The organism is Microbacterium sp. AK031, from assembly GCF_024807145.1.
In the GTDB taxonomy this organism is placed as follows: Bacteria; Actinomycetota; Actinomycetes; order Actinomycetales; family Microbacteriaceae; genus Microbacterium.
In genome coordinates, this window is record NZ_JANUCA010000004.1 from 29,166 (window position 1) to 55,326 (window position 26,161).

23 protein-coding genes are annotated in these 26,161 nt (G+C 65.7%); 15 read left to right on the forward strand and 8 right to left on the reverse strand.

The genetic code is table 11. The features are described 5' to 3' along the window. Window positions 1-7 precede the first annotated feature (7 nt). The 3 genes from HDC95_RS09500 (at window position 8) to HDC95_RS09510 (ending at window position 3,941) form a co-directional block, all read left to right on the forward strand. Window positions 8-217, forward strand: coding sequence for a heavy-metal-associated domain-containing protein (locus HDC95_RS09500; RefSeq protein ID WP_259063203.1), 210 nt, complete (start codon window positions 8-10; stop codon window positions 215-217). A gap of 40 nt (window positions 218-257) precedes the next feature. Continuing rightward, entirely contained in the window at window positions 258-2,483 is a 2,226-nt protein-coding gene (locus tag HDC95_RS09505) for a cation-translocating P-type ATPase (RefSeq protein ID WP_259063204.1), read from the forward strand. Window positions 2,484-2,594: 111 nt separating this feature from the next. Continuing rightward, a complete protein-coding gene (locus HDC95_RS09510) occupies window positions 2,595-3,941 on the forward strand; it encodes a serine/threonine-protein kinase (RefSeq protein WP_259063205.1) in 1,347 nt (448 codons plus the stop codon). 5 nt (window positions 3,942-3,946) lie between these two features. Here the strand turns inward: HDC95_RS09510 and HDC95_RS09515 are convergent, their stop codons facing one another. From HDC95_RS09515 to HDC95_RS09525, 3 genes are read right to left on the reverse strand one after another with little or no spacing between them, the layout of a single operon-like run. Beyond that, window positions 3,947-4,669 carry a ThuA domain-containing protein gene (locus HDC95_RS09515; RefSeq protein ID WP_259063206.1) on the reverse strand — a complete coding sequence of 241 codons (723 nt, stop codon included), beginning with the start codon at window positions 4,667-4,669 and terminating at the stop codon, window positions 3,947-3,949. Continuing rightward, window positions 4,666-5,838, reverse strand: coding sequence for a Gfo/Idh/MocA family protein (locus HDC95_RS09520; RefSeq protein ID WP_259063207.1), 1,173 nt, complete (start codon window positions 5,836-5,838; stop codon window positions 4,666-4,668). Before HDC95_RS09520 ends, HDC95_RS09515 begins: the two co-directional genes overlap by 4 nt. Before the next feature lie 47 nt (window positions 5,839-5,885). After that, complete coding sequence (locus tag HDC95_RS09525; protein ID WP_310503243.1) at window positions 5,886-7,178, reverse strand: endo-1,4-beta-xylanase; 1,293 nt, start codon at window positions 7,176-7,178, stop codon at window positions 5,886-5,888. Between the two features lie 122 nt (window positions 7,179-7,300). On the opposite strand from HDC95_RS09525, the gene HDC95_RS09530 reads away from it, so the two are divergent. Then, window positions 7,301-8,155, forward strand: coding sequence for an SMP-30/gluconolactonase/LRE family protein (locus HDC95_RS09530; RefSeq protein WP_259063208.1), 855 nt, complete (start codon window positions 7,301-7,303; stop codon window positions 8,153-8,155). Between the two features lie 40 nt (window positions 8,156-8,195). On the opposite strand, the gene HDC95_RS09535 is transcribed toward HDC95_RS09530, so the two are convergent. Next, window positions 8,196-9,602: a glycoside hydrolase family 5 protein gene (locus HDC95_RS09535; RefSeq protein ID WP_259063209.1), complete on the reverse strand. Its 1,407-nt coding sequence runs from the start codon at window positions 9,600-9,602 to the stop codon at window positions 8,196-8,198. 147 nt (window positions 9,603-9,749) lie between these two features. On the opposite strand from HDC95_RS09535, the gene HDC95_RS09540 reads away from it, so the two are divergent. The 5 genes from HDC95_RS09540 to HDC95_RS09560 are packed head-to-tail and all read left to right on the forward strand — an operon-like array spanning window position 9,750 to window position 15,902. Then, window positions 9,750-10,760 (forward strand): NAD(P)-dependent alcohol dehydrogenase, encoded by a 1,011-nt coding sequence (locus tag HDC95_RS09540; RefSeq protein WP_259063421.1) that lies wholly within the window; start codon window positions 9,750-9,752, stop codon window positions 10,758-10,760. 43 nt (window positions 10,761-10,803) lie between these two features. Next, window positions 10,804-12,519 (forward strand): IlvD/Edd family dehydratase, encoded by a 1,716-nt coding sequence (locus HDC95_RS09545; RefSeq protein WP_259063210.1) that lies wholly within the window; start codon window positions 10,804-10,806, stop codon window positions 12,517-12,519. 44 nt (window positions 12,520-12,563) lie between these two features. Then, entirely contained in the window at window positions 12,564-13,667 is a 1,104-nt protein-coding gene (locus tag HDC95_RS09550) for a zinc-binding dehydrogenase (protein WP_259063212.1), read from the forward strand. Then, on the forward strand, window positions 13,664-14,446 hold the full coding sequence (locus HDC95_RS09555; RefSeq protein ID WP_259063214.1) for an SDR family NAD(P)-dependent oxidoreductase: 783 nt from the start codon (window positions 13,664-13,666) through the stop codon (window positions 14,444-14,446). Before HDC95_RS09550 ends, HDC95_RS09555 begins: the two co-directional genes overlap by 4 nt. Window positions 14,447-14,453: 7 nt before the next feature. Continuing rightward, window positions 14,454-15,902 carry an aldehyde dehydrogenase (NADP(+)) gene (locus tag HDC95_RS09560; protein WP_259063215.1) on the forward strand — a complete coding sequence of 483 codons (1,449 nt, stop codon included), beginning with the start codon at window positions 14,454-14,456 and terminating at the stop codon, window positions 15,900-15,902. A gap of 39 nt (window positions 15,903-15,941) precedes the next feature. Here HDC95_RS09560 and HDC95_RS09565 read toward each other — a convergent pair whose 3' ends face one another. From HDC95_RS09565 to HDC95_RS09580, 4 genes are all read right to left on the reverse strand, one after another. Next, window positions 15,942-17,039 carry a Gfo/Idh/MocA family protein gene (locus HDC95_RS09565; protein ID WP_259063216.1) on the reverse strand — a complete coding sequence of 366 codons (1,098 nt, stop codon included), beginning with the start codon at window positions 17,037-17,039 and terminating at the stop codon, window positions 15,942-15,944. A 13-nt stretch (window positions 17,040-17,052) separates the two neighbouring features. Next, window positions 17,053-17,880 (reverse strand): carbohydrate ABC transporter permease, encoded by an 828-nt coding sequence (locus HDC95_RS09570; RefSeq protein ID WP_259063217.1) that lies wholly within the window; start codon window positions 17,878-17,880, stop codon window positions 17,053-17,055. Then, window positions 17,877-18,722 carry a carbohydrate ABC transporter permease gene (locus HDC95_RS09575; protein ID WP_259063422.1) on the reverse strand — a complete coding sequence of 282 codons (846 nt, stop codon included), beginning with the start codon at window positions 18,720-18,722 and terminating at the stop codon, window positions 17,877-17,879. The genes HDC95_RS09570 and HDC95_RS09575 overlap by 4 nt, the downstream gene beginning before the upstream one ends. A 106-nt stretch (window positions 18,723-18,828) precedes the next feature. Beyond that, window positions 18,829-20,139 (reverse strand): extracellular solute-binding protein, encoded by a 1,311-nt coding sequence (locus tag HDC95_RS09580; RefSeq protein ID WP_259063218.1) that lies wholly within the window; start codon window positions 20,137-20,139, stop codon window positions 18,829-18,831. A gap of 418 nt (window positions 20,140-20,557) precedes the next feature. Here HDC95_RS09580 and HDC95_RS09585 point away from each other — a divergent pair, with 418 nt between their 5' ends. From HDC95_RS09585 to HDC95_RS09610, 6 genes are all read left to right on the forward strand, one after another. Further along, complete coding sequence (locus HDC95_RS09585; protein WP_259063423.1) at window positions 20,558-21,934, forward strand: ABC transporter substrate-binding protein; 1,377 nt, start codon at window positions 20,558-20,560, stop codon at window positions 21,932-21,934. A gap of 236 nt (window positions 21,935-22,170) precedes the next feature. After that, window positions 22,171-22,941 carry a carbohydrate ABC transporter permease gene (locus HDC95_RS09590; RefSeq protein WP_259063219.1) on the forward strand — a complete coding sequence of 257 codons (771 nt, stop codon included), beginning with the start codon at window positions 22,171-22,173 and terminating at the stop codon, window positions 22,939-22,941. Further along, window positions 22,941-23,729 carry a carbohydrate ABC transporter permease gene (locus HDC95_RS09595; protein ID WP_259063220.1) on the forward strand — a complete coding sequence of 263 codons (789 nt, stop codon included), beginning with the start codon at window positions 22,941-22,943 and terminating at the stop codon, window positions 23,727-23,729. The genes HDC95_RS09590 and HDC95_RS09595 overlap by 1 nt, the downstream gene beginning before the upstream one ends. Window positions 23,730-23,766: 37 nt before the next feature. After that, window positions 23,767-24,123 carry a tautomerase family protein gene (locus tag HDC95_RS09600; RefSeq protein WP_259063221.1) on the forward strand — a complete coding sequence of 119 codons (357 nt, stop codon included), beginning with the start codon at window positions 23,767-23,769 and terminating at the stop codon, window positions 24,121-24,123. Continuing rightward, complete coding sequence (locus tag HDC95_RS09605; RefSeq protein WP_310503244.1) at window positions 24,120-25,172, forward strand: NAD-dependent epimerase/dehydratase family protein; 1,053 nt, start codon at window positions 24,120-24,122, stop codon at window positions 25,170-25,172. The genes HDC95_RS09600 and HDC95_RS09605 overlap by 4 nt, the downstream gene beginning before the upstream one ends. Window positions 25,173-25,188: 16 nt before the next feature. After that, complete coding sequence (locus tag HDC95_RS09610; RefSeq protein ID WP_259063222.1) at window positions 25,189-26,160, forward strand: aldo/keto reductase; 972 nt, start codon at window positions 25,189-25,191, stop codon at window positions 26,158-26,160. Window position 26,161 lies beyond the last annotated feature (1 nt).

Consider the following 26,161-nt stretch of genomic DNA (forward strand, 5'->3'; position numbering starts at 1 on the left):
ACCGAACATGAGCACCGCCGAGTACAAGGTGACCGGAATGACCTGCGGCCACTGCGAGGTGTCCGTGCGCGAAGAGGTCAGCCAGATCGCGGGAGTCGAAGACATCCAGGTGAGCGCGCAGGCGGGGACGCTCGTCGTCACCGCGACCGACGCGATCGACGACGCCGACGTGCTCGCCGCCGTCGACGAGGCCGGCTACTCGGCCGTACGCGCCTGAGCGCCCGCTACGACGAGAACAGGCACGAGAGGAGTCTGCGATGAGTGTGTCCGGATCGAACGTGGAGTTGGAGATCGGCGGCATGACCTGCGCCTCCTGCGCCATGCGCATCGAGAAGAAGCTCAACAAACTCGAGGGCGTCGCCGCGACGGTCAACTACGCCACCGAGAAGGCGAAGGTGAGCGTACCGGCGGGATACGAAGCCGCCCAGCTCATCGCGGAGGTCGAGAAGGCCGGATACACCGCAGCACTCCCCGTGCCGAAGAACGCCAAGGCTCCCGCCCCGACGGATACCGATCCCGAACTCACCTCGTTGCGTCAGCGTCTGATCATCTCGATCATCCTCACAGTGCCGGTGATCGCGATGGCGATGATCCCCGCACTGCAGTTCACCTACTGGCAGTGGGCGTCGCTGGCGCTCGCTGCACCGGTGATCGTGTGGGGCGCATGGCCGTTCCACACGGCGGCCTGGACCAACCTGCGCCACGGCGCCGCGACCATGGACACGCTGATCTCGATGGGCACGTCGGCGGCGTTCCTGTGGTCGCTGTACGCGCTGTTCCTCGGCAGCGCCGGTATGCCGGGCATGACCCATCCGTTCGAGTTCACACTGTCGCGCTCCGACGGCACCGCCAACATCTACCTCGAAGTCGGGGCGGGCGTGACGATGTTCATCCTCGCCGGCCGCTACTTCGAGAAACGCGCCAAGCGCCAGGCCGGGGCGGCCATGCGCGCGCTGCTCGAGCTCGGAGCGAAGGACGTCCCTGTGCTGCGGGGCGGCATCGAGGCCCTCATCCCGGTCGACGAGCTGCACGTCGACGATGAGTTCATCGTGCGGCCCGGCGAGAAGATCGCCACCGACGGCGTGGTCGTCTCCGGTACATCGGCGGTCGATGCGTCCATGCTCACCGGCGAATCGGTGCCTGTCGAGGTCGGCCCGGCGGATGCCGTCACCGGAGCGACCGTCAACGCCGGAGGACGCCTGGTGGTGCGTGCGACGCGCATCGGCGCCGATACGCAGCTCGCACAGATGGCGCGGCTCGTCGAGGAGGCGCAGACCGGCAAGGCCGAGGTGCAGCGGCTCGCCGACCGCATCTCCGGCGTCTTCGTGCCGATCGTCATCGGCATCGCCGTCGTCACGCTCGCCGGATGGCTCATCGCCGGATTCCCCGCCGCTGCGGCGTTCACGGCCGCCGTCGCCGTGCTCGTGATCGCGTGCCCATGCGCACTCGGGCTCGCCACACCGACGGCGCTGCTGGTCGGCACGGGTCGCGGAGCGCAGATGGGCATCCTCATCAAGGGCCCTGAGGTGCTCGAGTCGACCCGCAAGGTCGACACGGTTGTGCTCGACAAGACCGGGACCGTCACCACGGGGCGAATGGCGCTCGTCGGCGTGACCGCGGAACCGGGAACGGATGCTGAGGAGCTGCTGCGTCTGGCCGGTGCACTGGAGGATGCGTCCGAGCATCCGATCGCCCAGGCCATCGCGAAGGCGGCCACCGCGCAGACCGGCGCACTCGCGAGCGTCGAGAGCTTCGTGAACGTCGAGGGCAAGGGCGTGCAGGGCGTCGTCGACGGACACAGCGTCGTTGTCGGGCGGGAGTCTCTCCTCGCCGAATGGAGCCTGACTCTCTCACCTGCTGTCGCCGCGGCGAAGGCTGCGGCGGAGAACGACGGGCAGACCGTCGTGGCTGTCGCCTGGGACGGAGCCGCCCGCGGCATCCTGATCGTCGCCGACACGGTCAAGCCGACGAGCGGCGAAGCCGTCGCCCAGCTGAAGAAGCTGGGGCTGTCTCCCATCCTGCTCACCGGGGACAACGAGGCGGTCGCCCGTCGGATCGCGGCAGAGGTCGGCATCGACGACGTCATCGCCGAGGTGCTGCCGAAGGACAAGGTCGACGTCGTCACGCGGCTTCAACGTGAGGGCAAGGTCGTCGCGATGGTCGGCGACGGCGTCAACGACGCGCCCGCGCTCGTGCAGGCCGATCTGGGCCTCGCGATGGGCACCGGCACGGACGTCGCGATCGAAGCATCCGACATCGCGCTCGTCCGTGGCGACCTGCGCAGCGCCGTCGACGCCATCCGCCTGTCACGGAAGACGCTCGGCACGATCAAGTCGAACCTGTTCTGGGCGTTCGCCTACAACGTCGCTGCGATTCCGATCGCCGCGCTCGGGATGCTGAACCCGATGCTCGCCGGAGCGGCCATGGCGTTCTCGAGCGTGTTCGTCGTCGGCAACAGCCTGCGGCTGCGGGCGTTCCGATGATCTGTCTCCAAGCACGTTCGATGAGCCGTGTCAAGGCGCAAGACGACGCAGGAGACGTTTCGTAGAGTCGCCACGAGCGCGGTACCCGAGCCGCGTGACGTGGAGCGCGGCATGGATACGATCGACGAGCATGCGACCGAGATTCTGCTCGATGGACGCTACCGTCTCGGCCCATGCCTCGGTCGGGGTGGGATGGCCGTGGTCTACCGCGCCGAGGACACGTTCCTCGGACGAACCGTGGCGATCAAGCTGCTCGGCCGGGCGGACGAAGCGCCATCGGCCATGGAACGCGTGCACAGCGAGACCACTGTTCTGGCCTCGCTGAACCATCCATCGCTCGTGACGCTCTACGACGCGAGGCTGGATCCGGGGCACGCTCAGTACCTGGCGATGGAGTACATCGACGGGCCGACACTCGCCTCGCGCCTGACTCAGGGTCCGCTGTCCGGCCAGGAGGCCGCTGCTTTCGCCCGCGATCTCTCTGAGGCATTGCAGGTCGTGCATGACGCGGGCATCATCCACCGCGATGTGAAGCCGTCGAACGTGATGCTGGCACGTGCCTCCCGACGGGAAGCGGGCTGGACCGCGAAGCTCACGGACTTCGGCATCGCGTACAGCCTCTCGGAACCACGCGTGACATCGCCGGGCGGCGTCGTCGGTACGGCAGCGTACATGGCACCCGAGCAGGTCAGAGGAGCAGAACTCACCCCTGCAGTGGACATCTATTCTCTGGGGCTCGTGCTCATAGAAGCGCTGACCGGCGAACCCGCCTTCCCGATGATGGGGCAGGTGCCGACCGCGCTGCGCAGGCTTGCGGAGACTCCGGTGATACCGGATTCTGTGGGCCCGCGCTGGGGCGCGCTTCTCGCCCGCATGACCCGCGTCGTCCCCGAGGAGCGCCCTTCCGCGAGCGAGGTGGCGCAGGCGGCCGCCTTCCTGTGCGACGCCCCATCCTCCGACGGTGAACGCACAGCACCACAACCCGCCCCGACTGTCCTGATGCCCATCATGACCGACGGCCCGACCACCGGCCCCACCCAGGAGATCGCCACCGCTGCCGCACCTCCGACAGTTCGACGCCGCGCCGCACGGAAGCTGCGCGCGGGAGCACTGAGCACGATGGCCGTCGTCGCGGCGGCGATGATCATCGTGGCGGGGATCTGGGCCTTCTCCCCTCCGGGGGAATCGCCCGGCCGGGTCGCGTCTCGGACGTCGGCCGGCGAGGCGTTCACACCGACCTCCCCCGAGACGGACTCGCCGCCGGAGTCGGATCAGACGGACACGTCGACGAACACGGACACCGAGTCCGACATCAACGATGAGCCGGTAGACGACGTCACCGAGGGCGGCCCCGACGAGAGGTCCGACGAGAACTCGAACAAGGGACCGGGGAACAATTCGGGCAACGAGAAGGATCCGTCTGACGATGACAAGGACAACGGCAAGAAGGGGAAGTGACCCGATCAGCCCTGAGTGTCAGCGCCGCGGCTCGCCCGGCTCGCCCAGCGCATTCCGCGTTGGACGATCGTGCGGACGTGGGGGTCCTCGAGCACGTCCACGCTGTGCCCCGGCGTGGCCACGAAGATCCGGCCGGCGCCCCACTGCCGCGTCCACACCGCGGGCGACGTGACCGGACGATGCCACGGGTGGTAGGGCTGAACCGGGTGGGTCGTGGTCGCGAGAACATCGATGAGATCGTCGTGCAGCACCCAGTACTGCTCGGTCGTCAGCGCGAAGTCGGCGATGCCGGCGGTGATCTCGTGTGTGCGTCCGAGCTCGGTCATTTCGACGGTGTACGACAGGTAGTTGTCGGTCTCATCGCCAGGACGCTCCGCCGGAGGCCGGCCGGGATGCGTGGCGAACTGCCCGCCGATCAGCTGCAAGTAGTCCGAATTCGCACGGTACGAGTCGGCGATGCCGCCGTGCCAGCCGGCCAAACCGGTCCCCACTTCGACAGCGGAGCGAAGCCCGGCGAACGCCTCTTTCGAGATCTCCGACATCGTCACGGACTGGACGACGAGATCCGTAGCGGCCATGACCTCGGCATCCGCGTAGATCTCGTTGGACTCCTCGACTCGCACCTCGAACCCCGACTTCTCCAGGAAGGGGATGAACAGCTCCGTCGTCTCGACGGGGTGGTGTCCCTCCCATCCGCCACGGACGACAAGTGCACGTCGGTCTGTCATGAGGTGATTCCTTTCACTGCCGAAAAGCGACTGTCAGAGCGGGCGGATTCTTCCACCGCGTCGAGAACGCGCTGCACGTGCAGCGCCTCAGAGAAGTCGGGCCCGGTCGGTGCCCCGGCGATGGCTCCCACGAAATCGACGATCTCATGAGTGAACGTGTGCTCGTACCCGAGCCCATGGCCCACAGGCCACCATGCTTTCATATAGGGGTGCTCGGCCTCGGTCGTCTGAACTCGCTGGAACCCCTGCCGATGCCCCTCGTCTGACGCGTCGTAGTACTCCAGCTCGTTCATCCGCTCGAAGTCGAACGCCACCGCTCCGCGGTCGCCGTTGATCTCGATGCGGTTGGCGTTGCGACGCCCAGTGGCGACGCGGCTGAACTCGAAGACTCCCATGGCGTCGTCGGCGAAGCGCGCGGTGAAGGCGCCGGCGTCGTCGACCGTCACACGCCTGCGCGGCGCATCGAGGGCGGCTGTGCCGCCGAGCCCCACCACTCCATCGCGCTCGGGTCGAGTCTCGACGAACGTGCGCAGCGCAGCGGAGACGCCGACGATCTGAGACCCTGTCAGCCACTGCGCGGTGTCGATGCTGTGCGCGCCGATGTCGCCGAGCGCGCCCGATCCTGCCAGCTCGCGATCCAGCCGCCACGTGAAGGGAGCATCCTCGTCACTCAGCCAGTCCTGCAGATACTGGGCACGCACGTGCCTGACCCGCCCGATGCGACCTTCTTCGATGAGTCGTCGCGCCAGCGCCAGCGCCGGTGTGCGTCGATAGCTGAATCCGCACAACGCCACCTGATCTGGCACTGCGGCGGCAGCAGCAGCTATGCGCTCGGCGTCTTCGACGGTGTTCGCCAGCGGCTTCTCGCACAGCACATGCTTGCCTGCGGCGAGCGCGGCGAGCGCGATCTCGGCGTGCGTGTCGCCCGGAGTGCAGATGTCGATGACGTCGATATCATCGCGCTGGATGATCTCGCGCCAGTCGGTCGACGCCTCAGCCCATCCGAGCCGCGCTGCCTCTGCGGCCGTGCGCTGCGGATCACGGCCGACCATCACCGCCATCTCGACGTTGTGGGGCAGGTCGAAGAACCGGGGAGCGGTCTGCCAGGCGTGCGAATGCGCCCGGCCCATGAAGCCGGTGCCGATGAGAGCGATGCGAAGCGTCTTCACTGAATCGTCCTTTTTTAAGCGATGCGGGGAGAGCCGGCCGACGGACGCTACGGCAGCCGCGCCTCAGCGGTGACAGTGCCGGTCGTCGGCAGCGAGAACGTCGCGGCTTCGCCGCGGGCGCTCACTTCGTACTCGCCGGTGAACCCCCTCACTTGCACGATGCCCGAGGCATCGGTCTTCAACGGCGTCGGCGCCAGCCACCAATCGCCCTTGATGAGGTTGCGCACGGCGTCGTACGACGGCTTCAGCGAACCGTCGGCCCGCACGAGCCCGGCGGGGGCGCCGAGCCATGCCCCGCTGTCACTGAGACCCCAGTAGTTGATGGCCTGCACGGACGGATGCGAGACGAGTGAACGATAGTGGCGCTCCATCTCGTCGGCTTGGCGCTCCTCCCCCTCAGGCGTGGATGGCCAATCGTCGATGCGGTAGTCGTTCAGGTCGCCGATTTCCGGGGGAACCGTGTGGCCAGACACGATCGTGTTCTCGGTCATGTGCAGCGGCAGACCGAAGCGCGAGAACCGATCCACGGCGTCGAGGATCGCATCCTCCCCGCGGTAGCCCTTCTGCATGTGGGTCTGCAGGCCGATCGCGTCGATCTGGATGCCTGCCTCCAGCAGTCCTTCGATCAGGCACTCGTATGCGGAGCTCAGGTCGAAGTCGTTGATGAGAAGCGTGGCGTTCGGATTCGTCTCGCGGGCCTCCTCGAAGGCGAGCCGCGCCGTGGCGATGCGCCCCTTCTCCCATGCCATGCGCGTGATGCCGTTGTCGCCGTTGCGGAAAACCGGCATGATGACCGCTTCGTTGATGGCATCCCAGATATCGATGAGTCCCGCGAAATCGCCCACTTCACGTCGGATGCGCGCGCGCTGCGCCTGCTCGACCTCGTCGACCGGCAGGTCGAGCAGCCACGGGGCAGTGACCGTGTGCCAGAGCAGCGGGTGCCCCTTCACCGTGATGCCGCGATCTGCGAACCACTGCGCGGTCTTTCGCAGCCGACCGGTGTCGGGCTTACCGCGCACAGGTTCGAACCGGCCCCAGTAGAACGGCAGCGTGGCGGTGTTGTACAGGTCGAGCCACAGCTCCTCGAGGTGCTCGAGCAGGCCGAGGTCTGCCCCGCCGAATGTCTCGACCCCCGCGGCCGTCGCGTGGACCTCGGACTCGGCGTTGGCGAGCGGAATGAAGTCGAACCCGATGTTCCCGAACGAGAATGCGTGACGCCGTTGCTGAACCATCACCTCGGTGTCGGCGAGCGGGCGCCCGTCGGCGCCGAGCACTGTCACCGCAGCCTCGGCGATGCGGTGCTTCATGGTGCGGTCGATGGGTGGTACTTCAGCGGCCACGTCAGATCCTTACGTCGTTGGGGAGCTGTGTCCACCTTGCCACGGTGGACGCGTATAGGAAAACTATATGAGAATGAAGGAAATGTTTCGACTATATCTGGTCGCCGAGAGAGGACACCGAGATGGCGCACGCAGAGCAGATCACCGACCGCTGCAGCTATCACGGAGAGGGTCCGTTCTGGGATGAGAAGCGATCTCGCCTGCGGTTCGTCGACATGCTGGCAGGCGACGTGGTCACTCTGCTGCCCAACGGTCGCCTCACACGCCGCCATGTCGATGACATCGCCGCGGTCGTCCGCGCCCGCGAAGACGGCGGATACGTCGTCGCAGTGGAACGCGGATTCGCACTGCTGGACGCCGACTGGACCCGAGAGGACACCATCCACGTCTTCGACTCCCCAGAGATCCGGATGAACGAGGGCGGGTGCGACCCGCAGGGGCGTTTCTACTGCGGTTCGATGGCCTACGCTGCGGCCCCTGGTGCCGGCGCCCTCTATCGTCTCGACCCCGATCGCACCGTGCACACTGTGCTCGCGGACGTCTCGATTCCGAACGGTCTGCAGTGGTCTGCCGACGGTGCACGTGCGTTCCACACCGACACGACCACAGGAACGATCAGTGCCTACGACTTCGATGGCGATGCGGGGCGCTTGCTGAACCCGCGACCGTTCATCACCATCGACGCATCCGATGGCGCACCGGACGGCTGCGCCGTCGACGATGAGGACGGGCTCTGGGTCGCCTTGTGGGGAGGCGCGGGCGTGCGCCGCTACGACAGCGACGGCGCTCTCACTGAGGTGATCGAACTGCCGACCACGAACGTCACCGCCTGCACATTCGCCGGTCCTGGCAGTTCAGACCTCTACATCACCACATCCATGGAGAACGTGGATGCTGCCGCCGAGCCGGCCGCGGGTGCGATCTTCCTTGCATCAGTCGGGACGCGCGGCGTGGCACAGCAGTGCTTCGCAGGCTGATCGCACGGGCCGGCGCAGAGCGTGCCGGCCCGTGCGCGATCTACGAGACCAGACCGCTCTTCAACTGCCCCAGCAGGCTCTCACGCACAGCGCAGTTCTCGAATCGGAACGAGTCGGCGAGCGCATCCAGCTCGCTGTCGTCGAGCCCGCGGAACATGTCGGCGTATTCGAGGGCGAGTGGTTCGGCGAGCGTGATGTTGAGCAGCAGTCGTGCGATGTAGTGCGATGCTCCGAACGGGTACGGATCGAAGTCGGGGAACTCTCGCGCGACCAGCTCTCGCAGCGGTTCGCTGACCTCGCGAGGCCCGATCTCGTCGCTGCCCCAGCCATCGGCCGACAGGCGGAACTTCTTCGCCACGAAGGGGTCGAAGCGCCGCCGATACGGCGTGCCCGCCTTGACACCCACGAGGCCCTGGCGGCCGAGATCCTTGTACATCCACGTGTTCCAGCTCACGCCGTGGCGCGAGTAGATCTCCAGTTGATCGGTCAGGATCTGTCGCCGCTCGACGTCTTTGGATTCGTCATTGAAGTAGATCGGAGCGAACTCCCCGACATAGATCGGCGTGCCAGTTCGTCGCGCGAACTCGCTGCGTTCGAGGAACTTCGCCTCGACGGCATCCCGGTCGATGTACTTGCCGTCGGTGATCCCAGGGTATCCCCCGCCCCTCCCGAAGCCGGACGGCACGTAGTCATGGAGGGCGTAGACGATTCCATCCTGCGGCTCCTTGAAGATCGTCCAGTCGACGGAATAGGTGTTGCCGTCGAGGAAGATGAGGTGGTTCGGGTCGACCTTCTTCACCGCGGCGACGATGCGCTCGTAGAACGCCGCCACCCGCACGCCGGTCGCGTCGGCCGGTTCATTCATCAGGTTGTAGCCGCTCACCCATGGGTTGTCCCTGTATCGATCCGCGATCGCCTCCCAGATGTTCACCGTCCTGTCCTGGAAGTGCGGGTGATCCCAGAATCCGTCGACATGGGTGCGGTTGTCCGAGTGCCAGTCCTGGTTCTGATGCCCAGGATGCGAGTGCAGATCGATCATCGAATAGATGCCGTTCGCTGCACAGAGCTCTATCGCGCGGTCGATGTGGCGGAAGCCGCTCTCGATGATCTCGAAAGGGCGCGCATCGCTTTCCAGATGGCGGTAGTTGACGTTGATGCGTACGGAGTTGAATCCCTCCCGCCCCAGGAACGCCGCGTCGTCCTCCGCGAAGAACCCCGTGAGCAACCGCTCGAAGAATCTGTCGGCGCGATCCTCGCCGAGCACGTCGCCGACGGTCTGCCTCATGTACGCCTCGTTGGCGGCGTAGCCCGTGATGAAGTTCTCCATCAAGAGCCATCCGCCGATGTTCACCCCCCGCAGCTTCACGACGGCGCCGGCGCCGTCGACGAATTCGCTTCCGCGAATGGACAGGGGTCGGCTCTGGACAGACGGCTGGGAGGTCGCCATTTCTCTTCCTTCTTCTGCATCGTTGCGGTGTCACGGAAAGCGATCGCGGACCAGTTCTGAAACCACGCGAAGCGCAATTTCATGTAGAGTTTTCGCAATGCTGAAGTAAACATATCTCAATTGGAGCCGTCCGTGACCGAATCCGTCATGCAAGCCAGCCTGCTGACCGCGCCCGGCTCGATCGAGCTGCGGTCGCGCCCCATCCCCGAGCTGCAACCCGATGAGGTCCTCGTCCAGATCGCCGCAGTGGGCGTATGCGGCTCCGACGTGCACTACTACCACGAGGGCCGCATCGCCGATTTCGTCGTGGAGAGCCCGCTGATCCTGGGTCACGAAGCTTCCGGCGTGATCAGCAAGGTCGGCTCCGCGGTGTCGCCGACTCGAGTCGGCGAGCGCGTGTCGATAGAACCGCAGCGCGCCTGCCGGACATGCGAGCAGTGCAAGCGCGGCGCTTACAACCTCTGCCCATTCATGGAGTTCTACGCCACGCCTCCGATCGATGGCGCGTTCGCACAGTACGCCGTGATCCAGTCGGACTTCGCCTTCGCCATCCCTGACTCGATGAGCCTCGAGGCCGCCGCCCTCTGCGAGCCGCTCTCGGTGGGGATCTGGAGCAACCAGAAGGCCGGCACCCGCGCGGGCTCGCGTGTGCTCGTCGCGGGCGCTGGCCCGATCGGAATCATCGTGATGCAAGTCGCATTCGCCTTCGGCGCCTCGGAGGTGCTGATATCCGACATCGCGCAGACCCGCCGCGACGCCGCAGCGCGATTCGGCGCCACGCGCACACTGGACCCGACCCAGGACGACATGCCCGGGCTCGACGTCGACGTCTTCATCGACGCCTCCGGCGCAGAACCGGCAGTGCGTGCCGGGATCATGGCGTTGAGACCGGGCGGAAGAGCGGTGCTCGTCGGAATGGGCAAGGACGACATCTCGCTGCCGGTCTCGCGCATCCAGGGTCGGGAGATCGAGCTCACGGGCGTCTTCCGCTACGCCAATACCTGGCCGCTCGCCATCGAACTGGTCAGCAGCGGCAAGGTCGACCTCGACGCCCTAGTCACCGGCCGTTACCCGCTCGCCGACGTCGAGGCGGCGCTGCACGCGGCCACCGATCCGAATGCGCTCAAGGTCATCGTCACCCCCAACACATGCTCCTGACCCGAGCCCGCTCCTCCATCACCGACGAAGTTGATAGGACCTCATGAATAATCTCCGAAGCGCCCAGTGGTACGGCGGCCACGACCGCAACACCTATCTGCACCGCGCCTGGATGCGCCGCGGTCTGCCCGACGACGCCTTCGACGGGCGGCCGCACATCGCCATCGCGAACACCGCATCCGACCTCACCCCGTGCAACTCTCACCTCAATGAGGTCGCCGAGAGCGTCAAGCACGGCGTGTACGAAGCCGGCGGGATCCCGCTGAACATGCCCGTGCCGTCATTGGGCGAGACCCAGGTGCGGCCGACCGCGATGCTGTGGCGCAACATGTCAGCGATGGCCATCGAGGAGATGCTCCGGGCCAGCCCCGTCGACGGCGTCGTCCTGCTGGGCGGATGCGACAAGACCATTCCCGCGCTGCTCATGGGAGCGGCCTCCGTCGACATCCCCGCCATCGTGATCCCCGGCGGTCCCATGCTGAACGGCCACTTCCGCGGTGACGCCATGGGATGCGGCACCGACGTGTGGAAGCTCAGCGAGGAGGTGCGCGCCGGCACCCTCTCCGAGAAGTTGTTCGTCAAGTCGGAGGGCTCCATGATCCGCAGCCGCGGCCACTGCAACACCATGGGCACCGCCTCGACCATGGCCGCCGTGGCCGAGGCACTCGGCACCACGCTCCCCGGTATCGCGGGCACTCCGGCGCCGGACAGCCGACTCTTGGAGATGTCGCACGAAAGCGGCCGTCTTGTCGTGGAGATGGTGTTCGCCGGACGCAAGATCAGCGATGTCATCACCGCGGAGTCGATCCACAACGCCATCGTCACTCTCGCGGCGATCGGCGGGTCGACCAACGCGGTCGTGCACCTGCTTGCCATTGCCGGTCGCCTCGGCATCGACCTGTCGCTCGACGACTTCGACCGCGTCGGCGCCGGAGTCCCCCTGCTCGTCAACCTCCAGCCGACGGGCAAGTACCTCATGGAGGATCTGTTCCGCGCCGGCGGGCTGCTCGCCGTGCTGCAGCAGGTCAAGGATCTGCTGCAGCCTGCGGCCATCACTGTGACCGGCAAGCCGCTGGTCAGCTATCTCGATGACCAGGAGGTGTGGGACCACGACGTGATCTCACAACGCGAGCAGCCCCTCCAAGACGATGCGGGGATCGCGATCCTGCGCGGCAATCTGGCCCCGACCGGTGCATTGATCAAGCCGGCCGCAGCCTCGCCCGAGCTGATGAAGCACCGTGGCAAGGCCGTCGTATTCGAATCGATCGAGGACTTCCACGCCCGCATCGACGATCCTGATCTCGACGTCGACGCGACTTCGGTACTCGTGCTGCGCGGATGCGGACCCAAGGGATATCCCGGGATGCCGGAGGTGTCGAACATGCCGTTGCCGAAGAAGCTGCTCCAGGCCGGAGTGCGGGACATGGTGCGCGTATGCGACGGGCGCATGAGCGGCACAGCATACGGAACGGTCGTGCTGCACGTCAGCCCGGAGGCGGCAGCCGGTGGGCTGCTGGCGCTCGTGGAGAACGGTGACGAGATCATCCTCGATGTCGAAGGGCGAAGGCTCGAACTGAATGTGCCGGAGGAGGTGCTGCGTGAGCGCCGGGTGAGTGCGACCACTGCAGACGCCTTCGCCTCTCCCGAGCGCGGCTGGGCCCGCCTCTACATCGACCACGTGCAGCAGGCGGATACCGGGGCCGATCTCGACTTCCTCGTCGGATCGTCGGGCCCGCACGTCGCCAGGGAGTCCCATTGAACGAGTCGGCTGAGGAGGCCGGAACGGGAGAAGACGGAGCAACCATGACGATGCGTGCCGCTGTCCTGCGCCGACCGGGCGCACCCCTCACGATCGAGCAGGTGGATCTCGCGCCGCCAGGGCCGGGCGAGATTATGGTCCGCATCGAGGCCGCAGGGGTGTGCCACAGCGATTATCACTACATGACCGGCGACATCGCCTGCCCGCTGCCCGTCGTGCTCGGGCACGAGGGTGCAGGGATCATCGAGGCGCTGGGCGACGGCACGAGCGGTCGGCTCGCGGTCGGTGATCGAGTGGCACTGATGTGGCGTCCGCGCTGCGGCGACTGCGAGCCCTGCATCACCGGCAACCCTGTGCTGTGCCAATCGGGTCCGCGTCAGGCCGCGACCGGCGGCCTGCTCGACGGCACGTCGCGCCTGAGCAAGGGCGACGAGCAGCTGCACCACTTCCTCGGCGTGTCCTGCTTCGCTGAGCGCGTCGTGGTCTCGGAGAGGTCGGTCGTCCCCGTGCCAGAGGGCGTGCCGGCGCAGATCGCAGCCATCTCAGGATGCGCGGTGATCACCGGCGTCGGCGCCGTACTCAACGCCGTCGGCGAATGCGCCGGCGATTCCGTCCTGATCATCGGCGCCGGCGGTGTCGGTCTCTCGAGCGTCATGGGCGCACATCTCGCCGGAGCCAATCCCATCGTGGTCGTCGACGTGGATCCGGAGAAGCTCGAGCGGGCAACCCGCCTCGGTGCGACCCACACCATCGACGCCTCCGCCGGCGACACCGTCGGCCAGGTGCTCGCGCTCTTCCCGAGCGGCGTGAAATGGGCGATCGAAGCGATCGGACGCGCGGCGACCCTGCAGCAGGCGTTCGACTGCCTGGCGCCCGCCGGCACGCTCGTCGCGGTCGGCCTCGGCCGTGTCGATGACACCTTCGCGATCCCAGTCAACAACCTGGTGCAACGACAGAAGCGCGTGATCGGCAGTCTCTACGGCTCGGCAAACCCACTCGTCGATCTGCCGAAGATCTTCGAGCTCTACCTCGCCGGCAGGCTCCCGCTGGACGAGCTCATCGGTGCCGGCTTCCCGCTGGAGGAAGCGAACGAGGCATATGACGCCCTCGCGGGCGGCGCCGTCGGTAGGGCGGTGATCGTGCCGTGAACAGCGACCAGCAGAAGCAGTTCGCCCGATACCCGAGCCTCGTGGACCGAGTCGCCTTCGTCAGCGGCGGAGCGACCGGACTGGGCAAGGAGTTCGTCGAACAGCTGGCCGCGCAGGGCAGCAGGGTGGCGTTCATCGACATCGCCAGGGAGAAGGGCGAGGCGCTCGCGGCGCAGATCGCCGAGCGAGGTCACCCGGCACCGCTCTTCCTTCCGTGCGACGTGCGCGACGTCCCGGCCGTTCAGGATGCGATCCGGCAGGCTGCCGAGCGGCTCGGCCCGATCACCGTGCTGGTGAACAACGCCGCCAACGACACCCGCCACAAGGTCTCCGATGTCGACCTCGCAATGTGGGACGACTCCATGGCCGTGAACGTGCGTCATCACTTCTTCGCCGCACAGGCGGTCACGGACATGATGCGCGAGACCGGCGGCGGTTCCATCATCAACCTCGGATCGATAAGCGCACATATCGACCTCCTCGACCTTCCGGGCTACATCACCGCGAAGGCCGGGATCGAAGGCCTGACGCGCACACTCGCCCGCGAACTGGGACCGCACGGCATCCGCGTGAACTGCATCATCCCGGGCTGGGTCATGACGGATCGGCAGCTCGAGCAATGGGTGACGCCGGAGGCAGAGGCCTCCATCGAGCGCAACCAGTGCCTGCCCCACAAGCTCTACCCCGATGACGTCGCGCGCATGATGCTCTGGCTCGCGGCAGACGACTCCCGCTCGTGCACGGCCCAGCTCTGGGTCGTGGACGGCGGATGGATGTGAGGATGACATGACGACTCTCGATGAACTCGCAGAGATCACCGCAGCAGCAGCGGCGGCTGCACCGGCCGTGGCGAACGCGACCGCCGACACCAGATCGGGCTGGCTGAGCGCCATCGCAGACGCCCTCGACGCGCACGCCGACGAGCTCGCCGAACTCGCCAACAGCGAGACCCATCTCGGTGTGCCCCGGCTGCGCGGAGAGGTGGCACGCACCACCGGGCAGCTGCGCCTGTTCGCCGACGTGATCACCGAAGGCTCATACCTCGAGGCCGTGATCGACCACGCCGACCCGGCCGCTGTCCCGCCGCTGCCCGACCTAAGGCGGATGCTGTACCCGATCGGACCGATCGCCGTATTCTCGGCATCGAACTTCCCGTTCGCGTTCTCGGTCGCCGGCGGCGACACCGCGTCTGCGCTTGCGGTCGGCTGCCCTGTGGTCGTGAAGGCCCACTCCGGTCATCCGGCGCTCAGCGCCCGTACCGCCGAACTCACCGCAGATGCTTTGCGTGACGCGGGAGCTCCGGCAGGCACTTTCGCTCTGGTGACCGGGCGGGAGACCGGGACGGCACTGGTCCGGGATCCTCACATCAAGGGGGTCGGCTTCACCGGGTCGGTTGCGGGCGGGCGGGCTCTGTACGATCTCGCGGTGTCACGGCCGGACCCGATCCCGTTCTACGGCGAGCTCGGCAGCGTCAACCCGGTCGTCCTGACAACTGAAGCGGTCTCGGCGCGCTCGAGCGCGCTGGCTGAGGAGCTCGTCGCATCGTTCACCATGGGCGCAGGCCAGTTCTGCACCAAACCCGGTGTCGTCTTCGTCCCCGCAGGCAGCGACTTCGCATCCGCGGTCGCGGCGGCAGCGGTCGCAGAGACCGGAGGCAGGCTCTTGACCGAACGGATCGCCGAGGGTTTTGCTGCAGGGCTCGGCGCACTCGCGAGCGATCCAGAGGTGACGGTCGTCGCCGGCGACATCGCGCAGTTCGATGTGCACTCGACAGCCACCCCTGTGGTGCTCGCCACGACAGCGCCCGCCCTGGTCACACGTTCAGAGACGCTCCTCGAAGAGTGCTTCGGGCCGACCACCCTGCTGGTCTCGTATGCGTCCGATTCGGAGCTTCTCACCGCCCTGCGCCTGGTGCCGGGAAGCCTCACCGCGACAGTCCATTCGGAGCCTGGCGAAGACATCACCGAACTCGTGGAGGTGCTGCGCGACCGCGCCGGACGGGTGCTCTTCGACGGCTGGCCGACCGGCGTCGCCGTGAACTGGGCACAGCATCACGGTGGCCCGTGGCCTGCGACGACCTCGTTGTTCACCTCGGTCGGAGCGACCGCCGCGCGTCGATTCCAGCGCCCGGTGGCGTATCAGAACGCCCCGGCGCGGATTCTCCCCGCGGCGCTTCGCGAAGAGAACCCGCTCAGCATCCCCCGCCGCGTCGACGGTCGCCTCACGTTCGACTGAGCGCGCCGTCTCTCTCCGAGGCGCTCGGCCGAACGATACTCACCACCGATCGGGCAGCGAACCCGCCGGAACCGATTCCGGACGCGCGGTTGTGCTCACCAGCTCCACCACGCGGCGTTCTCGCCCGGCGATGAGCACCGCCTCCATGGTCTCGAGCACGTGGAAGGCGAGCTGCCCGGAGGCTCTGTGCGGGCGCCTGGTCTCGATCGCACGGGCCATGTCGGAAAGACCCACCCCACGTCCGGCATCCGCGTAGCCGCCGGAGACCGGCGCGACCTTCCACTCCGGGGTGTCGGTCGTCCACACTTCTGTCGGGTCGGAGAATCTGTTCGGGTCGGCGACCGAGATGGTTCCCGCGGTTCCGTAGATCTCGATCATCGGCGCCCGCGACTGCCAGATGTCGAAGCTCATCGTGACGGTCGAGCTCACGCCACTCTCGTGGAAGAGGATGGCGGAGATGTGGGTGTCGACCGACACATCGAGCGGAGTCCCCTGCAGCGGGCCGCTGCCGATGGAACGGCTGCGGTCCGATGTGCTCACAGATCCAGCGACCGAGACCACGGGGCCGAACATCGTGATGAGCGTCGTCAGGTAGTACGGCCCCATGTCGAAGAGCGGCCCTCCACCGGGCTGGTAGTAGAACTGCGGCGACGGATGCCACGACTCATGGCCCGACGACGACCAGTGCGCCGCTGCTCCCACCGGGGCGCCGATGGCGCCGTCATCCAGCAGGTTCCGCGCCGTCTGCACTCCGGTCCCGAGCACGGTGTCAGGTGCCGAGCCGACACGGAGGCCGGCAGCATCCGCCGCCTGAAGCAGTGTCGCCGACTCGGCGACGTTCAACCCGAGCGGCTTCTCGGCGAAGACGTGTTTTCCTGCGGCGATCGCACGCAGTCCGATCTCCACGTGCGCGGCGGGGATCGTGAGGTTCAGCACGAGGTCGATCCGCTCGTCCGCCAGAAGGGCGTCGACGCTCAGTGCCTCGACGCCCTGTTCGTGCGCGACCGCGCGCGCACGTTCCGCGTCGACATCCGCGACCGCGACAAGCTCCAGATTCGACAGCTTCGGCAATTCAGCGAAATACTGCTCTGCGATCTTGCCGACGCCGACGACGCCGATCCTCATCGGATTGGACATTCATTTCCTTTCATCATTTGCCGAAGCCGGCAGTCAGGCCGCTGATCAGCTGACGCCTTCCGACTACATAGAGCACCACGATGGGCAGTGCCGAGAGAGTGACCGCCGCCAGCACCGCGGGGATGTCGACCTGGAACTCGCCCTGATAGGTCCACAGCGACAAGGGCAGTACCCTCGTGTTCGCGCTCTGGGTGAGCACGAGCGGGAAGAGGAAGCCGTTCCAGACGTTGAGCGCGTCGTAGATCGCGACGGTGACGATCGCCGGCTTCGCCAGAGGCAGCACCAGATTCCATAGCATCCGCCAGTCGCCGGCCCCGTCCACGCGCATCGATTCGAACAGCTCTCCGGGGATGTCTCGGAGGAAGTTGACCAGGATCAGGACGGTGATCGGTACGGCGAATGCGATCGACGGCAGGATCAGCGCGATCAAGGTGTCGTACAGCCGCAGCTGCGTGATCATGTAATAGATCGGGATGATCGTCGCCTGTAGCGGGATCGCCAGCCCGAGCAGGATCAACGCGAACGACCTCGCCGCGAAGCGCGTCCTGCTGCGCACGATGTAGTACGCAGCCATCACGCAGATCACCAGCACCACCGCGACGGTGGTCACCGTGACGATGACGCTGTTCATGAAGTAGAGCAGGAAATCGTTCTCCAGCACGGTCAGATACGGCTGGAGAGTCGGCTGAGACGGCGGGAGCAATGGGTTCTCGGAGTAGAAGGCCGACTGCTGACGCAGGCTCGTCAGCACGATGTAGTAGATCGGCAGGATGATGACAGCCAGCCAGACCCACCCGAGGATTCCGCCGATGACGTTGCGACGATTGCGTACGGCAGTCATGCGCCCTCCATCTGGCTCTCCATGCGGTTCGCGCCGCTCATCCTATTCAGCGCGAGCGACAGGCACAGGCCCACGACCACGAGGATCACGGCGATGACGCTCGCTCGCCCCATGTCGAAGCTCCGGAACCCGACGAGGTACATGTCCAGCGGAAGGATGCGGGTCGCAGTGCCGGGTCCGCCCTGCGTGAGCACGTAGATCAGATCGAAGTACGTCAGCGAGCCGACCAGCATGAGCGTAGACGAGGTGACGATCGTGTAGCGCAGCTGCGGGATGGTGATCATCCAGAACTGCTTCCACGTCGAGGCACCGTCGATCATCGCGGCCTCGTACAGGCTGCGGGGGATCTGACGCACGCCGGCCTGGTAGAGCAGCGTGTGGAACGGCACGAAGCACCATGCGATGACGAACAGCACCACGGCGAGCGCGAGATTCGGATCGCCCAGCCAGTTCTGGCTCAGGAAATCGAGCCCGAGAGCAGGCCCCATCCCGAAGTTCGGATCGAGCAGCGCTTTGAAGGCGATCGCCGTTGCGGCCGCCGAGAACACCAGCGGCAAGAAGTACAGCAGCGAGAGGAACGATCGATACCGCTGCTGACCGGCGATGAACACTCCGATCAGCAGACTCAGCGGCATCTGGATCGCCCAGGTGAGCACCATCACGACAAGGCTCAGCCAGGCGGCGTGAGCAGTGTCGGCGGAAGCGAGCGTGCGAGTCCAGTTGTCGATGCCCGTCCACTGCGGCGTGCCCAGCCCATCCCACGACATGAGGCTGAGCACGACGACGCCCAGCAGCGGGATGATCGCGAAGGCGCCGAAGAAGGCCAGTGCGGGTATCGCCATCCAGATCGATGGGCCACCGGTGGGACGGGTGGCCTTGACCGTGCCGACGGGGTCGGTACCGTGTCGAGACACGACACCGACCCCCTTGTGCTCGTATGACATCCCTCTAGAGCGTCGCATTCATATTGGCGACGAACTCATCCGGGGTGATCTCCAGCAGGAAGATCCGATCGATGTTCGTCAGAAGCTCCTGAGCCTGGGCTGCGGGCAGTGCCTGGTCCCAGGAGAGCGTGAAGCTCGGCGCATCCTGCACGAGGTTGTAGGCGAATGTCAGGAAGTCGCCGTGGTCGGTGTCGGCGAGGCGATCTTCGATGCCGATCACCGGCGGCACGCCGCCGCCATCGAGCAGCGTCTCGGTGTACTGCTCGTTGAAGACGTACTCGTTGAGATACGTGATCATCTGCTCCTGCACCTCTCCCGAGGCGCCCGAGCTGAGCGACCAGTAGTTCGACGGGTTGCCGACCACGTTCGCCGGGTCTCCCTTGCCGCCCTCGACTGCAGGGAACTCGAAGAAGCCGATCCGATCGTTCTCGACGAGCTCCGGAGCATCCTGCACGAAGCTGGAGAACACCCAGCTTCCCTGCAGCAGCATTGCGGCCTTTCCTGTGTGCACGAGCGCCGCGTCGGCGCGCGTGTCCGCGACGGTCGTTCCGAACCCGTCCTGGAAGCCGCCGGCCTTGACCAGCTCCTGGATCTTCGTCAGCGCTTCGGCGAACGCCGGATTCGACCACGAATCGGGCTCCTGCGCCATGACGGATGCGAACGCCTCAGGCCCTCCGACGCGGTCGGCCATGTACTGCAACCAGATGAGCTCGGGCCACTTCGATGCACCCGCGACCGCGAACGGCGCGATACCGGCATCGTTGAACTTGGGCACCAGATCCATGACCTCGTTCCACGTGGTCGGGATCTCGGCCCCCACCTGATCGAACAGGTCCTTGTTGTAGTAGATGAGCTCCGGCTGGGTCTGCGAGTTCGGCACCGCGTAGACGACTCCGTCGACCTTCCCGCCGTCAGCGACCGAGGGAAACACCCGGTCGATGAGGTCGGCCGCGCCTTCGGTCAGATCCACGACCTTGTCGGATTCGACGTAATCGCGAAGCGGACCGCCGCCCCAGCTGAATACAAGTGAAGGACCGGTTCCGGCCCCCATCGACGTGCGGATCTTCTCCTTGTAGGCGTCGTTGGCGAACCATTCTACGTTGATCTTCTCTTGCGAGTTCTCTTCATTCCATGTTTCGAACGACTCACCCCACATGATCTCGTGGATGCCTCCGGTCAGCGCCCACGCTGATGCGGAACCGGTCGCCCCTCCCCCGGTGTCGCCGGGACCGCTCGATCCGCACGCTGTGAGGGCCACGATCGAGACGGCGCCGATTGCGACCGTCAGCGGCCGCCGATATCTGGTGAGCATCATCGCCCACTCCTTTCTCTGCATTGAGACTTCGGGTTACGTATGACATCCGGTACAGGTGACGTCGCGTCACGCTAACAGAGCAGCGTTGAGGTGACAACATTGATCGACGTGTACAGAAACATTTCTAACGGTGAGTCGTGAGCATATCAGGGCTGGACTGAATCGTCGCGCCGCTGATAATCGCTCGCGCAGAGCATTGCACTCGCGAGAGCACAGACCTGATTATGTAAATGTTTTGCTTATTTCGCAGAAACCTTGACCAATCCGAGCGTGAATGTTAACTTGATGCTGGCGGTGACGAGAACCCCGATCGATATCGTTTTCGTCGTCACAGCCGCGTGCACCCCCGTCGCCGCACCCGTGTCGTCGGCCGCACCACCGAGCCGGCACCACCGCTCGGACGAACCCAGGAGTGACAATGCAGTCAGGACGATTCAAGGGAGCCCAACGCTCCATCGCCGCGGTGGCCGTGACCGGCGCCGTCGTCGCAGCCCTCGCGGGTTGCGCTCAGTCCGGCGGAGGGGGCGGCGACGGGGGATCCGCCACCTCGGGGACAGTCGACTGGTGGGGCTGGACTCCGGAGCAGGCCGTCGCAGAGGAGTACATCGCGGCATTCAACGAGGAGTACCCCGACATCACCATCAACTTCCGCCAGCTCACGATCGACGGATACGAAGCTGCGATCCGTCCCGCGCTCGCGTCGAACACAGGACCGGACGTCTTCGACATCGCACCGGGCGCGCAATTCGTGCAGTTCGGCGTATACGGCACCGATCTGACGGAGAAGGTGTCGGATGCCCTCGGTGACGATTGGGAGGACCAGCTGGCGCCGATCGGCGTGGCGGGCCTCACGGACGAGGACGGCGCGCTGCGCGGAATCCCCGTCGGCTCCACGTTCGCCGGACCGGTCTGGATCAACCAGGAGATCTTCGACGAGCTCGGCCTTCAGCCGCCGACGACAGTGGACGAATGGGTCTCTGTCTGCGAGACCCTCACCGCTGCCGGCGTGGGCTGCTTCGTGCAGGGAGCTTCTCAGGTCGCCTTCGACCAGGACACGATCCAGGCGATCGCCGACACGATCAATCCAGGGCTGTTCACGAAGGCCACTCGGGGCGAAGCCGAATGGACCGACCCCGATCTCGTGAAGGCATTCGCCACATGGCAGCGACTGTTCGATGACGGCATCATGCAGAAGGGCGCCCTCGGCGTACAGCAGTATCCCGACGCGAACAATGCATTCATGTCCCAGGAGTACGCGATGGTCATGATGGGCACCTGGTACATGCAGTTCACTCGACCGAACAACATGTCCATCGCGATCGAGGCCGCAGGTGTCGGAGACGCCGCACCGTTCACGATGACACCGATCCCGTTCCCCGCCGCTGACGCTGAGGGCACTCCCGGTGCGATGTTCGGCGATGCCAACTACGGACTCGTCGTCAACACGAAATCGGATGTGCGCAGCGCAGCCGAGACGTTCGCCGTATGGCTCGGCACATCCGACGAGGGGCAGCAGATCGTCGCGAACGCTCTGAACGACATCCCCTCGCTCACCTCGGTGCAGCCGGACTGGGATTCGATCGAGCTGGTCGATCCCGACGTGCAGCGACCGAAGCTCGAGGAACTCTACGAACGTGCTGCGACCGTGAGCGACAACCGCCTCCTCCCCAACAGTGAGCTCGCCGATGCGATCGGCATCGCCGCGACGACGCTCGCCGCCGGCGATGTCACACCGGAAGAAGCCGTGAAGACGCTGCAGGTATCCGCCGAAGCCGCCGGCGTCGTCTTCGAGTAATGCATCCGCTGGTGGGGCGGTGCCCGATGGCTCCGCCCCACCAGCGAACCGATCTTGAACGGATTGACACCGTGGTCATAGAATCCCCCGTCCGCGCGCCACACAGCGCTACAGAACTGATAGTCACAGGAAAGCGGAAACCCCGGCGGCTTCGGTCGCCCGGCTACGCCTGGCTCGTCCCCGCGCTGACACTCTCGGTAGGCCTCATCTACTACAGCGTCGGCTACACCGGTTACATGTCGACGCTGGAGTGGGACGGAGTGAGTCCCGTCTCCCGCTCGGTCGGCGCCCAGAACTACATCGATGCCTTCCAGGATCCGGTCTTCTGGATCGCGATCCGCAACACCGTCATCTTCTTCGTCATCTCATTCCTGATCCAGACGACGCTCGGCATCGTCTTCGCAGCGATCATGCACTCGAAGGTGAAGCTCGCCGTCGTCTACAAGGTGATCATCTTCCTTCCAGTCGTGCTCGCTCCCGCCATCATGGCGCCCGTGTTCCGCCAGATATTCGGTGCCGACGGGCAATTCAACCAACTCCTCGAGGCGATCGGCCTCGGGTTCCTCGCCCATCCATGGCTCGCGGACTCCGCGACCGCGCTACCTGTACTGATGGCGGTGACGATCTGGCACTTCACCGGACTCACGTTCATCCTCTACTTCGCGGCCATGGGCCAGATCGAGACGGAGGTGCTCGAGGCGGCCCGCATCGACGGAGCCGGCAACCTGCGCACGCTGTGGAGTATCGTGCTGCCGGGCGTGCGAGGAACGACGATCGCGATCCTGATCCTGAGCATCATCGGCGCGCTCAAGACGTTCGACATCCCGTACCTCGTCACACTCGGCGGGCCCAACTTCGCGACCGAGTTCCTCGGCACCCTCATCTACCGCGAGAGCATCCCGCTAGCAAACGCCGGCTACGGCGCGGCCATCTCGATCATCCTGCTCGTGCTGGCGCTCGGGATCGCGATGATCGTCAACATCCGCGGACAACGGAAGGAAGACTGATGTTCGAAACACGCACTCGGCGCGCCAAGATCGGTCTGCAGGTGCTGCTCACCCTGCTCGTGCTGCCGTTCTTCTTCCCGCTCGTCGCCATGGTGCAGGGGTCTCTCGCCGGTATCGGATGGGGCAACTACGCGGCCGTGCTGTCGCGGCCGGAGCTGCCACTGTTCTTCCGCAACAGCCTCCTCATCTCGGCCGGCACGATCGTCGTGGTCTACGTGTGCACGATGCTGGCCTCGTTCGCCTTCTCGAAGCTGCACATCCGCGGCCGCGAGATCTACTTCTGGATGATCCTCGCAGCGCTCACGCTGCCCGAGGTGGTGCTGCTGACGCCGCTGTTCTCGACCACGCTGCACCTGGGCCTCTACAACACGTACTGGTCGGTGATCCTGCCGCTGGCGGCACTGCAGATCCCCTTCACCGTGCTCATCACTCGATCGTTCATGAACGGCATCCCGAACGGTCTGCTCGAGGCCGCCCGCATCGATGGAGCGAACACCTGGAGGGCGTTCTGGCACATCATCCTGCCGCTCACCCGGCCCATCGCTGCGGCGATCGTGGTGCTGACGTTCATCGGGGCGTGGAACAACTTCCTTCTCCCGCTCGTGTTCCTGCAGTCCCCGGACACGCAGACCATCACCCTCCTGCCGACGTTCTTCATCGGCCAGTTCAACAACGATCAGACGAAGGTTCTCGCGGCGGCGGTCATCACAGCGCTGCCGATCGTGATCGCCTACCTGCTCCTGCAGCGCCTGTTCGAGCGCGGCCTCGCGGCCGGCGCGATCAAGTGACCACCCAACCACCAACCGCTCGACGAAAGAGTCTGCAATGCCCCTCATCCAGGTCGATCTCGCCCAACACATTTACAACGAGCTGCACGAGCAACTGAGCACGGAGATTCAGGCTGCGCAGGTCGAAGCTCTCGACATCACCCCTGACGACCTGTTCCACGTGTTCCGACCGCACGGACCGGGCGAGCTCAAGTTCGATCCCGGCTACAACGACGTCGATAGACGAGACCTCTTGCTCATCCACATCACGATGGTGCACATGTATCCCGTGAGCAAGAAACGGGCGCTGTTCGAGACCATAGTCCGTCGTCTCGGCGCACTCGGCCTCCGTCCGGAAGACATCCTGATCTCTGTCGTGGAGAACGGCTTCGAGGATTGGTACGCAGGACGATGATGAACCATGACGTCGCTCCCCTGAGCGTGCTGTACATCGGCGGAACCGGCACCATCAGCGCATCGTGCGTGCGGCTGTCGGTGGAGACGGGAATGACGGTGTCCGTACTGAACCGCGGCCGCAACTCCGCAGGTCGCGACCTGCCGGAGTCCGTGATCGGAATCACCGGTGACGTCACCGACGACGAGAGCCTGCTGGCCGCCCTTGGCGAGCAGCGCTTCGATGTCGTGGTGAACTTCCTCTCATTCGACGCAGAAGATGCGGAGCGGATGGTGCGGCTGTTCACCGGTCGGACCAAGCACTACGTGCACATCAGCACCGCGTCGCTCTACGGCAAGCCAGTTCTGATGACGCCGATCGACGAATCGACGCAGCTGCACAACCGCTTCACCGAGTACTCACGCAAGAAGCTGGACGCCGAGCACGTCTTGAACCGCGCCTACGCCGAGCAGGCCTTCCCCGTCACGATCGTGCGGCCATCGCACACCTACGACGATGCCAACCCGCCGTTGCCCGGTGGGTGGACGGTCTTCGAGCGAATCGCCCGCGGTGATGAGATGGTCGTCCACGGCGATGGGACCTCGCTGTGGACTCTCACTCACGCGGAGGACTTCGCCCAGGGCCTGGTCGGTCTTCTCGGAAACCCTCGGGCGATCGGCGAAGCTTTCCACATCACCGGCGACGAAACCTATACCTGGGACCAGATCTACACGCTCATTGCGGATGCGCTCGAGGTCGAGGCCCGGCTCGTGCACATTCCCTCGGAGATGATCTCCGTCGCCGCCCCGGACTGGTTCTGGTCTGAACTGCTCACCGGCGACCTCACCCACAGTGCAGTCTTCGACAATTCCAAGCTGCGGCGCTTCGTCCCCGGGTTCAATCCTCGGCTCACGTTCCATCGCGCGGTGCTGCGGATGGTGCAATGGAGACAGGCGAACCCTGAGACGACACAGGCCGATGCCGCGACAGACGCGATCTTCGATCGATTGGTCGAGGGATACCACAAGGCGAGCGAAGTGTATGCGGCGCTCGCACCTCGAGACGAGTGAGAGACAGGCAGACGGCGTGAGTGAAGATCGAACGACGGCCTCGGGACTCACTCGGCGCCAGCTGGGGTCGACCGGGCTCGAGGTCACCTCGGTGTGCCTCGGCACCAGCCCACTGGCGGACATGGCGTTCCTGTATGGCTATGGCGTCGACGAGCAGACCGCGGTGGCGACCGTGGCTGCGGCGTTGGACAGTCCGATCAACTTCATCGACACCTCCAACGGGTACGGCAGCAGCGGCGAGAGCGAGCATCGGATCGGCCTGGCCATCGCGCAGAGAGGCGGGCTGCCGGACGGAAGCATCGTCGCGAGTAAGGTCGACCCCGCTCACGGATCCCAGGACTTCTCCGGAGCACGGGTTCGTGCATCGTTCCAGGAGAGCCTGGAACGACTGGGGATGGACCGTCTTCCGCTGCTGTACCTGCACGACCCCGAGCGCATCTCGTTCGAGGACGGAATCGCGCCCGGAGGCCCGCTCGAGGCTCTCGTACGGCTAAAGGACGACGGGCTCGTCGACCATATCGGCGTCGCCGGCGGGCAGTTGGACGTGATGCAGAAGTACGTCGACACGGGCGAGTTCGATGTCGTCCTCAACCACAACCGCTTCACGTTGCTCGACCAGTCGGCCGAGGCGTTGTATGAGAGCGCCGCAGCGAAGAGGATGGGTGTCGTGAACGCCGCACCCTATGGCGGTGGCATGCTCGTCAAGGGACCGGATGCGCAGCCGAAGTACGCCTACGGACAGCGCGACGACACCATCCGCCGACGCGCGACGGAGATGATGGCGGCCTGCGCACGCCATGACGTGCCGCTGGCCGCCGCCGCTCTGCAGTTCTCGGTTGCCGATCCCCGCATCCATTCCACCGTCGTCGGCATGTCGTCGCCGGAGCGAGTGGCCCAGACTCTTGAGCTCCTCGCCGTCCGGGTACCGCAGGGCCTCTGGGATGAGCTGCGCTCGCTCGCTCCCCCGCGCGAGTATTGGTTGGAGTGAC

Excerpts from the sequence above, each read along its gene's own strand:
- HDC95_RS09500 (WP_259063203.1), top strand. The coding sequence starts at position 8 with ATGAGCACCGCCGAGTACAAGGTGACCGGAATGACCTGCGGCCACTGC.
- HDC95_RS09505 (WP_259063204.1), top strand. The coding sequence starts at position 258 with ATGAGTGTGTCCGGATCGAACGTGGAGTTGGAGATCGGCGGCATGACC.
- HDC95_RS09510 (WP_259063205.1), top strand. The coding sequence starts at position 2,595 with ATGGATACGATCGACGAGCATGCGACCGAGATTCTGCTCGATGGACGC.
- HDC95_RS09515 (WP_259063206.1), bottom strand. The coding sequence starts at position 4,669 with ATGACAGACCGACGTGCACTTGTCGTCCGTGGCGGATGGGAGGGACAC.
- HDC95_RS09530 (WP_259063208.1), top strand. The coding sequence starts at position 7,301 with ATGGCGCACGCAGAGCAGATCACCGACCGCTGCAGCTATCACGGAGAG.
- HDC95_RS09535 (WP_259063209.1), bottom strand. The coding sequence starts at position 9,602 with ATGGCGACCTCCCAGCCGTCTGTCCAGAGCCGACCCCTGTCCATTCGC.
- HDC95_RS09540 (WP_259063421.1), top strand. The coding sequence starts at position 9,750 with ATGCAAGCCAGCCTGCTGACCGCGCCCGGCTCGATCGAGCTGCGGTCG.
- HDC95_RS09545 (WP_259063210.1), top strand. The coding sequence starts at position 10,804 with ATGAATAATCTCCGAAGCGCCCAGTGGTACGGCGGCCACGACCGCAAC.
- HDC95_RS09550 (WP_259063212.1), top strand. The coding sequence starts at position 12,564 with ATGACGATGCGTGCCGCTGTCCTGCGCCGACCGGGCGCACCCCTCACG.
- HDC95_RS09560 (WP_259063215.1), top strand. The coding sequence starts at position 14,454 with ATGACGACTCTCGATGAACTCGCAGAGATCACCGCAGCAGCAGCGGCG.
- HDC95_RS09565 (WP_259063216.1), bottom strand. The coding sequence starts at position 17,039 with ATGTCCAATCCGATGAGGATCGGCGTCGTCGGCGTCGGCAAGATCGCA.
- HDC95_RS09570 (WP_259063217.1), bottom strand. The coding sequence starts at position 17,880 with ATGACTGCCGTACGCAATCGTCGCAACGTCATCGGCGGAATCCTCGGG.
- HDC95_RS09575 (WP_259063422.1), bottom strand. The coding sequence starts at position 18,722 with ATGGCGATACCCGCACTGGCCTTCTTCGGCGCCTTCGCGATCATCCCG.
- HDC95_RS09580 (WP_259063218.1), bottom strand. The coding sequence starts at position 20,139 with ATGATGCTCACCAGATATCGGCGGCCGCTGACGGTCGCAATCGGCGCC.
- HDC95_RS09585 (WP_259063423.1), top strand. The coding sequence starts at position 20,558 with ATGCAGTCAGGACGATTCAAGGGAGCCCAACGCTCCATCGCCGCGGTG.
- HDC95_RS09590 (WP_259063219.1), top strand. The coding sequence starts at position 22,171 with ATGTCGACGCTGGAGTGGGACGGAGTGAGTCCCGTCTCCCGCTCGGTC.
- HDC95_RS09595 (WP_259063220.1), top strand. The coding sequence starts at position 22,941 with ATGTTCGAAACACGCACTCGGCGCGCCAAGATCGGTCTGCAGGTGCTG.
- HDC95_RS09600 (WP_259063221.1), top strand. The coding sequence starts at position 23,767 with ATGCCCCTCATCCAGGTCGATCTCGCCCAACACATTTACAACGAGCTG.
- HDC95_RS09605 (WP_310503244.1), top strand. The coding sequence starts at position 24,120 with ATGATGAACCATGACGTCGCTCCCCTGAGCGTGCTGTACATCGGCGGA.